The sequence below is a fragment of the Paenibacillus sinensis genome, assembly GCF_019904155.1.
Lineage (GTDB): Bacteria > Bacillota > Bacilli > Paenibacillales > Paenibacillaceae > Paenibacillus_AQ > Paenibacillus_AQ sinensis.
The window spans coordinates 21,831-31,906 of sequence record NZ_JAHCMB010000042.1; the positions used below are offsets into that span (position 1 = coordinate 21,831).

At 48.0% G+C, this 10,076-nt stretch carries 9 protein-coding genes; 1 reads left to right on the forward strand and 8 read right to left on the reverse strand.

What is annotated here, in order from left to right:
• The first annotated feature begins 52 nt into the window (after positions 1-52).
• A complete protein-coding gene (locus KIH86_RS04100) occupies positions 53-1,690 on the forward strand; it encodes a type 2 periplasmic-binding domain-containing protein (protein ID WP_223080817.1) in 1,638 nt (545 codons plus the stop codon).
• A gap of 36 nt (positions 1,691-1,726) precedes the next feature.
• Here the strand turns inward: KIH86_RS04100 and KIH86_RS04105 are convergent, their stop codons facing one another.
• The 8 genes from KIH86_RS04105 to KIH86_RS04140 all read right to left on the reverse strand — a co-directional run.
• Positions 1,727-4,843, reverse strand: a complete 3,117-nt coding sequence (locus KIH86_RS04105; protein ID WP_316503067.1) for an ATP-binding response regulator — start codon at positions 4,841-4,843, stop codon at positions 1,727-1,729.
• 211 nt (positions 4,844-5,054) lie between these two features.
• Positions 5,055-5,759 carry a DNA alkylation repair protein gene (locus KIH86_RS04110; RefSeq protein WP_223080773.1) on the reverse strand — a complete coding sequence of 235 codons (705 nt, stop codon included), beginning with the start codon at positions 5,757-5,759 and terminating at the stop codon, positions 5,055-5,057.
• Between the two features lie 209 nt (positions 5,760-5,968).
• Positions 5,969-6,505 carry a VOC family protein gene (locus KIH86_RS04115; RefSeq protein WP_223080774.1) on the reverse strand — a complete coding sequence of 179 codons (537 nt, stop codon included), beginning with the start codon at positions 6,503-6,505 and terminating at the stop codon, positions 5,969-5,971.
• 18 nt (positions 6,506-6,523) lie between these two features.
• Positions 6,524-7,150 (reverse strand): type 1 glutamine amidotransferase family protein, encoded by a 627-nt coding sequence (locus KIH86_RS04120; protein ID WP_223080775.1) that lies wholly within the window; start codon positions 7,148-7,150, stop codon positions 6,524-6,526.
• A gap of 80 nt (positions 7,151-7,230) precedes the next feature.
• The gene (locus tag KIH86_RS04125; RefSeq protein WP_223080776.1) at positions 7,231-8,193 is read right to left on the reverse strand and encodes a helix-turn-helix transcriptional regulator; all 963 of its coding nucleotides are present in this window, start codon (positions 8,191-8,193) and stop codon (positions 7,231-7,233) included.
• 11 nt (positions 8,194-8,204) lie between these two features.
• A complete protein-coding gene (locus KIH86_RS04130; RefSeq protein WP_223080777.1) occupies positions 8,205-8,774 on the reverse strand; it encodes a hypothetical protein in 570 nt (189 codons plus the stop codon).
• Positions 8,775-8,850: 76 nt separating this feature from the next.
• Positions 8,851-9,717 carry a hypothetical protein gene (locus KIH86_RS04135; protein ID WP_223110319.1) on the reverse strand — a complete coding sequence of 289 codons (867 nt, stop codon included), beginning with the start codon at positions 9,715-9,717 and terminating at the stop codon, positions 8,851-8,853.
• Positions 9,718-9,894: 177 nt separating this feature from the next.
• A partial coding sequence (locus KIH86_RS04140) for a hypothetical protein (RefSeq protein WP_223110320.1) occupies positions 9,895-10,076 on the reverse strand: 182 nt, incomplete at its 5' end.

Genomic DNA, 10,076 nt, shown 5'->3' on the forward strand with positions numbered 1-10,076 from the left:
TCTCCGTCCGGCTGGCGGAGGCGGGATTTTGATGGATAAGGAAGGTCTCATGATGAAGATGAAGGCGTTACGGTGTTGTACCCTCTTGTTGGCCGTGATCGGGTCCGGCCTGGTCAGCGGCTGCGAGATGAATTCGGATATCCTGTCCGCAGCGCAAGAAGAGCAGAGTCCCTCCGCTTCCGCCGCCCCCCGGTACACCATTTCGTGGACGATGCATCAGAACCTGCCGGTGCCGGAGGATGCGGTGATGGTGCGGTATCTGGAGGATAAGTTTAATGTTGACCTTAACGTCTGGAATCTCGAGAACAATAAATATGAATCGCTTCTGGACCTGAAGCTGGCGCAGGGAGCCATCCCCGATCTGTTCCGAATCAGGCAGCCGCAGGATCTGCTGAAATACCAGCAGCAGGGCTTGCTGGCCGAAATTCCCGAGGACATGCTGAATAAGTACGCTCCTCATATTATGGCAGCTATCAGAGAGAACGCACCCGCTTATGAGGATTATGGCAAAATCAACGGGAAGTACTACGGTATTCCGGTTATCAATCCCACTAATATTTATCGCATTCCGGTCGTCTACCGGAAGGACTGGCTGGATAAGCTCGGCCTTCCGGTGCCGCAAACGCTGGCCGATTTTGAGAAAGTCATCTATGCCTTCGCCAATGATGATCCCGACGGCAACGGCATCAAGGATACGTATGGATTATCCATTGAAGGGATGAATGTCGTCTTCGGCGCATTCGGGCAAGTCGTCTTCGACGACCAGCTCTATTTTGGCGTGAAGGACCAGAGTCTGGTCATCGGCGCATTGCAGCCGGAAATGAAAGAAGCTCTGCAATATCTTCGCAAATGGTACCATGACGGGGTCATCGATCCGGAGTTTGTTACCGGAGAGAATAAGGGCGGATACAAGCATTTATCCCATGCCTTTATTAACGGAAGAATCGGCATGACCTCCATGGGCAATTATTATCACTGGATTCAGGACGGGGATTATACCGCATGGACTTACGACAGCTCCATGAAGGGCGTAGAAACTCCGGTAAAAGCCACCTTCAATGTGAAGGAGTTAACCGCCAAGAATCCGGATGCTTCGATTGTATTCGGCCAGCCATTCACAGGCCCGGGCGGCCTGCGGGGCTCCAAAGCCTACGATATGCTGATGAGCTTCACCGCCATCGGCGCGAACGCCGCCAAAGAGCCGGGCAAGATGGAGACAATCCTTCAGATCCTTGATTACGTTAGCGCCAATTCTGACCCGGATGAAGAAGCTTCCATGAAATACGGGGTCCAGGGGAAGCATTGGATATGGGCGGAACCGTCGAAGAAGGATGTTATCGTGCTCCCCCCTTACGATAACATGTTCAGCTATTCGGATACGATCGGCGCCGATCTCGGCATGACCGTGCCCTTGATGCCTGAAGAACGCAGAGAACAGTGGGCATCGACCCTGGGCCTGGACCGGGACGGTATCTACAATGCCCTGGAAGTCGCGACTCCGGCTCTGATCAAGAATGGGCCTGAACTCGTCAAGCTGAGAAACAAAGCCTATATCGCCTTCATTACCGGCGAGCAGCCTTTGGATAAATTCGACGATTTCGTCAAGGAGTTCATGGCCGCCGGCGGAACCGAGGTGCTGCAGGAAGCCAATGCCTGGTATCGGCAGCATGGCGCCGGTTCTGCCAAGTGAGTTCAATCCGGCCTCCCAGGCCATAGAAGCTTTGCTCTAATTATTGGTGTATACGACAAAAGATACGGTAGTCCCGCTGCCCGGTTCGCTATTGATTTGAAGTCCCTTTCCGTAGAAACGCTTCAGGCGGAGATCCGTATTGCGCAGACCGACTCCGGACGTATAGTTCGATCCATGATTCCATACTCGCTGCAGCATGTCTCCATCCATCCCGACGCCGTCATCTTCGACAGATACCTTAACGTAGGTCTCACAATTCGCAACCCGGATCGTAAGCGTTCCCCCGCGGGCACGCTTCATGATGCCGTGTCTCACAGCATTTTCAACCAGGGGCTGAATCGTAAGCAAAGGGATTTTCAGTTGATCGCATTCGTCGATGTCCCAGACCACCTGCAGCCTTTCGTCAAATCGTTCTTTTTCAATGAACAAGTAAGAGCGGACAATATGCAATTCATCTTCTATAGGAACCGGCTCATCCACATTTTGAAGCATCACTTTATGTCTCAGAAAGTCGGAGAATACTTCAAGCAGATTGCGCATCCGATCCGTATCAATCTCACTCAAAGCCGCAATAGCATTCAGGGTATTGAAAATGAAATGAGGCTGAATTTGCGCTTGCAGCCAGGCAGCTTCCATACGCAGCCGATCCCGGGCGGATTGTTTGACATCGGTTAACGCTTTAACCCGCGATCTTAATTCCTGCGCGTCCACCGGCTTCGTCACATAATCATTCGCGCCTGCCCGAAAGCCGTTCTGGATATCTTCGGGCTGGCTTCTTGCCGTAAGCAGCAGTATGGGAAGCTCGGTGATCGCAAATCGCTGGCGAATCCTGCGTGACAACTCATAACCGGACATATGGGGCATCATGACATCTGAAATGACCAGATCCCATTCCTTCAAGTCCAATGCTTCCAGTGCCTTTTGACCCTCTGTCACGGTCATAATGTCATATCTGTCCAATACGAGAATCGTTTCAAGCACTTTAAGATTAACGGGGTCATCATCTACGACCAATATTCGGGGACAGTCCTCATGTCTCTGCGGCGACTGTTCGGAGATCATATTCGGCGTAGCGGTAGATCCGTCCCGTGCTGATGCCGCATAAGCGATCGAAGCTATCGCTTCGAACTCCGCCTCTTCTCGTACATCGGTCTGGTCGGAAAGCTGGAGAGTAAACGCGAACCTGGAGCCCTGTCCCGGAGCAGAGCTTGCTTGCAGCCTTCCTCCATGCAGTTCCACCAGCTGTCTGCTGATGCTGAGTCCAAGCCCGAATCCCCCCTCAGACATGGCCGCGCCGTCGGAATGAGCCTGTTCATAAGGCTCGAACACACGCCGTATCGTGTCTTCGTCCATGCCGATTCCCGTATCCGAAATCATAATTTGTGCCCGGTTTCCCTTCACTTTCGCCTTAATGGAAACTTCGCCTTCGTTCGTGTATTTAATCGCATTGTGAAGAAGGTTGAATACGATTTGAATCACTCTGTTCTCATCGGCATATACGAGAAGGAAATCGGCAGGAATCTCATTGATGAGCACCACCGGCTTGCCTTCCGTCATATAGCGGAGCATATCGATTACGCCGGTCGCAATCGTATGGATAGAGAAGCTCCGATATTGCAGCCGGGGTGAGCTTTCCTTCAGGCTCATCATATCCAGCAGATCGTTTAGCGTAAGCGACATGCGGCGTCCAACTGACAGAACAATTTCTAAATCCTTGATGCTCTCATCATTCAGCGAATCCCGCTCTCTTTCCAGAACAGCTTGTGAAATGTTGAGGATGCCGTGGAGCGGATTCCGAAGCTCATGCGAGGTATTGGCGAGAAACTCATCCTTCAGCTTGTCAGTCCTCTGAAGCTTCGCTGCGAGTCCCCTTGTCTCGGCAAGAATCTGGAAATAACGTCCGAACCAGACGGATGCCAGGCAGCCCGTCGATACAATGAGATCGAACGGATAATAGACGGTTTTAATTCCCGTTATCAGGAAGATGCCCCACCACATGAAGTTGCTCGCGAACGCGACAAGGGACAGGAGCAATAACAAATTATCCTGAAGCTGCCTCACAGACGAACGAAATATCGTCACCATCGTTACGACAACAGAAGTCCCGGTCGTCAGCACATACAAGGGCTGAATCGTTACAATAACTTTGACAGGCAAGAACAGCGCAATCAAGACCGCTCCTCCGCAGACAATATAAAACCCTGGGAACCATTTGCGCCAGGAAGCGGACAGTTGGCCGGACACGCACTGAAGCAGAGAGTAGGCAACGGCAATCATTGATAGATGGACCAGCTTAAAGCCCCATTCATAATTGATCGGAGCCCAGTAAGACAATAACTTCTCATCGCTTCCAAGCAGTGTAATGAACATCGCGCTTAAGGCCAACAGGGAGAAGTACAGCAATAATTTTCTTTCCCGATTTCCAATGAGGAACATAATAAGTGCATATAAGGCATGCAGCGCGAACACAACGGCAACCAGCTGTTGCATCGTCACAGACAGCTGCGTCTCCCGGTCCATCGCAGACTCCGTCCCGAATTTCATCGACCGGGCGATGCCGCTCTGGCGGGGGTCCTTATAGTTGGCCACCTGGACAACTACCTCGATTTCGCCGCCGGAGTCTGCGGTGAAGGAAGCAGAGTACGGAACATTTCCAGCAGTATATTCTTCCTTCTTCACCGCCGGTTGACCCGACCCCGCCAGCAATCGCCCGTTCACGTACAGCTCCGATGAGCTTCGAACGCTGGGAATGCGAATGCTATATGTAATATCCTTATCCGGATTGACGAGAATTCGCAATCGGTATGATCCGTAACCGTATGGGGTGCTGCTTCCCGGCTGCACGGCATCGTTCCAGCTTCCGGGAACCTGAATGTATGCGGGATTCCCATCCGATGGCTTGCGCCCGTCTTCATGCCCCTCCAGCCATACCTGAGAATAGAACTCCCACTGGCCATCCAGTGTAATCGGACGCCCTTCCGCAGTGTTCCAATCCCGCAAATCCAACTGCCCGTGTATGGCATGAGGCTGACCCGCGCTTTGAAAAGACATCATCCACAATATCCGCGCGCCAGTAAGAGCCAACATAAACAGGAATACTATAACGATATTTCTCCATATTTTATTCTTGTTCGAACCGGTTGTCGTAGCCACCTGACTCTCCTAATCCTGAATTAAAGATTCTGATGTACTACTAAGATAACACAACACTTGGAAGTACTGGTACAAGCAATGTACAGGAAATCTAAAAAGACCACCATACTCATCCGGCCCTCGTGGCAAGGATCATGGCGATCTTCTTAGGTTCAGGCATCCAGTCATGCGGCGCTGGCATCTATTCGGTGCTCCGTCTTCAATCAAACTTTTAACATCTTACATGTTTGCGTTTGAAACCAAGCTGTCCTTTATCTACGGCCTTCTGAATATTATCGGATGCGCGCAGAAAATGTTCTTTTTTCCCTCGTCTGACTTCTACCGGACCCACTGCCTTCGCGGTCTCGACCGCCCTGTCATGGAGCGGCAAATAGGAGACTCCCACTGTGTAAATAAAATTGTTCATCGCGTATTTCGCCCGTTCGGGAGAATCATGGATTATGCGTTCTGCCTTTTCAAGCATATCGGCCAGTTTGCTTAAGGAGAACTCGTCATCCGGGCGGTTCCCCAGAAGCCAGCAATAACAGCTCCAGCCCGCCGACATTCTCAGCTCTTCGCCGCTTGCGATCCATTTATCGGCAACCTCTTGTGCAATCTTCGCTTCTGACAATGTGACGGCAACCACAAAATCGGACAGCATATAAAAATAGGCCGTATCCATCCATCGCTCAAAATCCCCCTCGGTCATGGCATCCGGATCTGCAATTACACCGGCAAAATACATGGCGTCATAGTTCCCTGTGCTGTATAGCTGGTCAGCCAACGACTGATTTTTCTTGATTTTTCTGGCGATGGGCTTCATCTCCCCGGTTGCCACGCCAAAGAGCGGTTCATGGGCGCCATTGGAGATGTAGATTTTCTTGGTCCTTTCCTTGCCCAGAGCTTCAAGCTCCTGCATGACCGTTTCCAGATCCATTGTTGATCCTCCTTCTTCTGCCTTCTTGCTGTTATTAGTTTAACATGATTAATAGCAAGACATGCAGCAGTCGAAGGGATTTCTACTCACCCAGCATTTTGCATAATTCGATTACAGCTGCTGTTTAGTACAAGATTAGAGCGGATTAAAGCGTTTCGTTCTATATCTTCTGATTGAAATAAGGCTCTGAGGATTTATGCGAAATGCTCTTACTGTGTTTGTTCTGTTGCACTTAAGCTCTTGGCCCAGTCTTTTATTCTCTGACTGCTCTCTTCTTCTGATAAATCCTCGACCCGGGTCATTATGGACCATCTCACGCCAAAAGGGTCCAAAATACTTCCGTACCGGTCACCGGAAACAAAGTTGCTAACCGGCTCCCTTACTGTTGCTCCTCTTGCCACTGCATTTTCAAATACCTGATCGACATCCGCAACGTAAATGGCCAAAGAATAACATGCATTGTCCTCAGTCGGCGGCAAGACTAATTTATACGATGGATTCGCTGCTCCCAGCTGCAAAATGCCATTTCCGAAGTCCAATTCGGCATGAACAATTACTTTTTCACCGCTATCATCAATAAATTCAGTAATATCCCTAACCCTTGCATTGAACACAGACTTATAGAATTCTATTGCTTCGGCAGGATTCTTCAATACGATGAATGGCGTTATCGTTGTAAATCCGTTAGGCATTCCATTCTTTGTGTACTTACCCGTCACTGCTGTATATTTATTGCTTTCGGTCATCTTGATCTCTCCTTGTCTTCATTGGATTGAATTTATCAGCTCATTGAAATATTGAGGCTCTAGCGTTTTATTAAGATTAAACCAGGCGCTTAATGTTTGTGGCGTTAATACATCCAAAGCCTCCAAGACATGCCGAGCAAATTCCAAAGGAGCAACTCCGGAAGCCGTTATCAGCTTTCCATCCGTTACAGCAGATTCCTTCTTGTAGTACCTTTCTCCGTTATAAGCAGGACATATCTTTTTAAGGTAATCCAGGTCATTGCTTGTATGCCATCTTGAATCCAGCAATCCTTTCTGAGCAAGCGCTATTGTTGCTCCGCAAATGGCCGCAACCAGAATATTATCCTTTAAACACTGCTCTACCGTTCTCAATACAGGCTCATGAATCGCCTCCCCCCACGTATTTCCACCTGGCAGGATCAGGGCATCTCCGTTCTTAAAGCTGCAATCATGCAATTCAATATCCGGTAATAAAGTCAAACCTCCCATTGTAGTAATAGGGACCTTTTCAATTCCCACGGTAACTATTTTGGATGGTGGCAATCCTTTCTTGTACCATCTTCCGGAGTTCAGCTCGGCGGTTATATAACCCACTTCCCAGTCTGCCATCGTATCAAATACATAGAGATATCCAGTATGATTCATTCGTTTAGCCTCCAACATTGGGATTGATACTTGCTCCTATTATAAAAAAGCTTCACTGACAACTACGGTCAGTGAAGCAATCAAGATTGATAATATTCCATTAATTCCGCTGCAACGGAAGCCATCTTCTTCTTCATGCTCTGCGGTTCCATTACTTGAACGGCCTTTCCGTAAGATAACAGAAAATAAGGCACATAAGCATGAATGGCTCTTTCATCAAGTCGAAATACCGCCTGATTGGATGTCCTCTCGTGCAGATGATGCCCTAAATACCAATGGATGCACAAATCGTCCAAGGCCTCTGATCGGCCGTTGATAATTAAGGATGTCAGCTCATTTGTGCTTGGCGGTTCAGGCAGCAGATTCTGCAAGAAAAACGCCTTGGCGGAGAACGCTTCCGGCCGTTTAAACTTCATCGGCATCCGCTTGATCCGCAATATTCGCTCCGCCCGAAAGCTTCTGATTTCATTCCGCAGATGGCAAAATCCAACCGTATACCATTTATTGTTCCAATACAGCATGCCGTAAGGATCAATTACTCTTGGCCCGGATCGCTCTGCATGGCTTGCGTGGTATTCCATTTCTACAGAGCACTCGTTAGCCACAGCCCACTCCAATTCTTCCAATGTGGTCTTAACCGAAGGGGCAATATCACGGTTGATCACTTCGAAGCCTGCTAGATGGCGGTTGAGTCTGTCTTCCTGCTCCCGGTTGGAATACATTTTGAGTTTATCGGTAGCCCGGTTCAACGCTTCGCTAAAAGGATAGCCTGCTTCTTCTGCAAATACGGCAGCATGAAGTAGCGCTTTTTGCTCCTCAACATCAAAAAACAAAGGCGCATGGATAAAATGATGCAATAAGCTGTACCCGCCATTATGGCCTGCCTCGGATATAATCGGCACCCCGCTGGAACAAAGTGCGTCGATATACCGATACACCGTCCTTATATTGATTTCCAGCTTCTCAGCGATCTGCTTGGCAGTCACCTTTGCGCCTGAATTCAGCATCCACAGAATAGCCAGCATATTATCGTTTTTGGGCATATTAACAATGTCTACTCCATGTACATTGCAGCGCGATGGTCACTCAGTATGATCGAATCTGCAACACCTGCATCATTAAAGCTGAATGACCATTGATATTGTTGTTCCATTTTTTCCTTGGAGGATCGTTCCCATTCGGTTAAATACTGTTTATCTCCCGTATCGTATCCGTAATCTAAATTCTTCTCCGTCGATTTCATAGCATGTTGTTCTCCATACTTCTCTATGATTTCATCCTTACGCATGCCTACTTCAGCACCATTCTCCGTCTGATATACTCCTGAAGATTCTTCCCTTAAAGAAATGGCGCAGACCTTGTCGTTCCGATATATGATAATTACACCGTCAGGATAAGTCATAAAGCTCCTGTTAGTGCTCTCGGCTTGACCAAGAACCTTCTCAGCCTCTTCCTTGGACATTCCGTACTGGACAACTTGCTTGCTATCATCCACCCTTTGAATTGCTATTGCTACATCATCAGCCTTGTCTATCGCCAAATCATCAGCAGATGGTGCTTTATTCGAACTACAACCCATGAGTGTTAAGAACAGTAATCCCTGCAATAAAAATTTCCGCTTCAACTATTTCTCCGCCTTTGCCTTTTCCCTAAAGTTTACCATGGGCAATGTTGTGAAGAAAAGCACTTATAATCATGAGCTATGACTCTAGATTTTCTATCGCATATTCCAGAATCTCTTCTCTGACATTCTTGGGTAATTCAAATCGGTCATTTCTCAAGGCGTACGGGTTGATCTCAACCTTTCTGCCTGCATCTGCTTCTTTTTTCACAAAGTATGCCAACGCATCCAATGGGTTCGACGACTCCTTTAACAGCGAAGCCTTCAATGCTTCCAAAAGTTGCTCCTGATTGACATTCAAAAACTGCAGCAATCCTTTAGCGCTTCTATACTGTGCCTCATAATTACTGTAATGATCGATGACTTCCCAGCCGGACCATTTGGATTGAAGCCCATTAGAGATGTTCGGAATATCATTGGCATGCCAAAACTCTAATCTTCTCGCGGGGATATCAATATGGAAGCCTCCCACAGGGAAATCCGCAGACCAATCATCCAGGGAAATAGTTTTGTACCCATAGGATTTATCAATCTGGTCAATCAAATCAGATCCATACGTTAAGTAAACGTCTATTCCTCCATATAACGGAAACAGCAGCAAATCATCTTGAGAGAACTTCACGCTTGCCACCGTGTCAACCCAGTCTCTCTCTTCCGGAGGTGCTAAACTTGCGTCATTTAGATCATCATCGAAGCCTGTTAGTACTTTCTCTTTAGGGTAACCGACATATGCCGCCAAATCAGCTATGCCTTCATAAGCCCACTGGATGTCCCATCCATACCAAGTCTTCCTCATAAGTTTCAGAAAGACGTTCCTCAGCGGGATATCATACAGTATATCCTCACCGCCATAGAAGAGTAATTTCTTATGATCCAAATCAAGTACGGCTCCGCCCTCAGCCCAGACATCATCCAGCCAGCCTGATTCATCAACCTTCGTCTGCATCTCGATAAATTTAAGGGCATACGATTCTCCCCAAAATAGATCGGCAGGCAGCGTATTCGCACACCAATGGCTATAATACAACTCGTACGACTTATTTCTAACGATAATTAGATTCGCTCGCTGTCCGATGTTCCCACCTCACTTGGATATGGATTATACGGATTTATCTCAGACATGTTATATTTCAAAATCGTCGAATGTATTTGAAGCCAGCTCTTTATTGTTGACAAATCCGAAAAAGGTAGCACTTCCTTGGAATTGGATACAATATCTAATCCCCGACTCTAATGCGTCGTTAGCTATCATAGGATAATAAATTACTATTCTGGTATGATACCAAATGGGTAAAATGCCATAGC

Bases quoted from the DNA above. Each gene is read 5' to 3' on its own strand.
- KIH86_RS04110 (WP_223080773.1), bottom strand. From the start codon at position 5,759: ATGGATCTGGAAACGGTCATGCAGGAGCTTGAAGCTCTGGGCAAGGAA.
- KIH86_RS04135 (WP_223110319.1), bottom strand. From the start codon at position 9,717: ATGCAGACGAAGGTTGATGAATCAGGCTGGCTGGATGATGTCTGGGCT.
- KIH86_RS04120 (WP_223080775.1), bottom strand. From the start codon at position 7,150: ATGAATCATACTGGATATCTCTATGTATTTGATACGATGGCAGACTGG.
- KIH86_RS04115 (WP_223080774.1), bottom strand. From the start codon at position 6,505: ATGACCGAAAGCAATAAATATACAGCAGTGACGGGTAAGTACACAAAG.
- KIH86_RS04100 (WP_223080817.1), top strand. From the start codon at position 53: ATGAAGATGAAGGCGTTACGGTGTTGTACCCTCTTGTTGGCCGTGATC.
- KIH86_RS04125 (WP_223080776.1), bottom strand. From the start codon at position 8,193: ATGCCCAAAAACGATAATATGCTGGCTATTCTGTGGATGCTGAATTCA.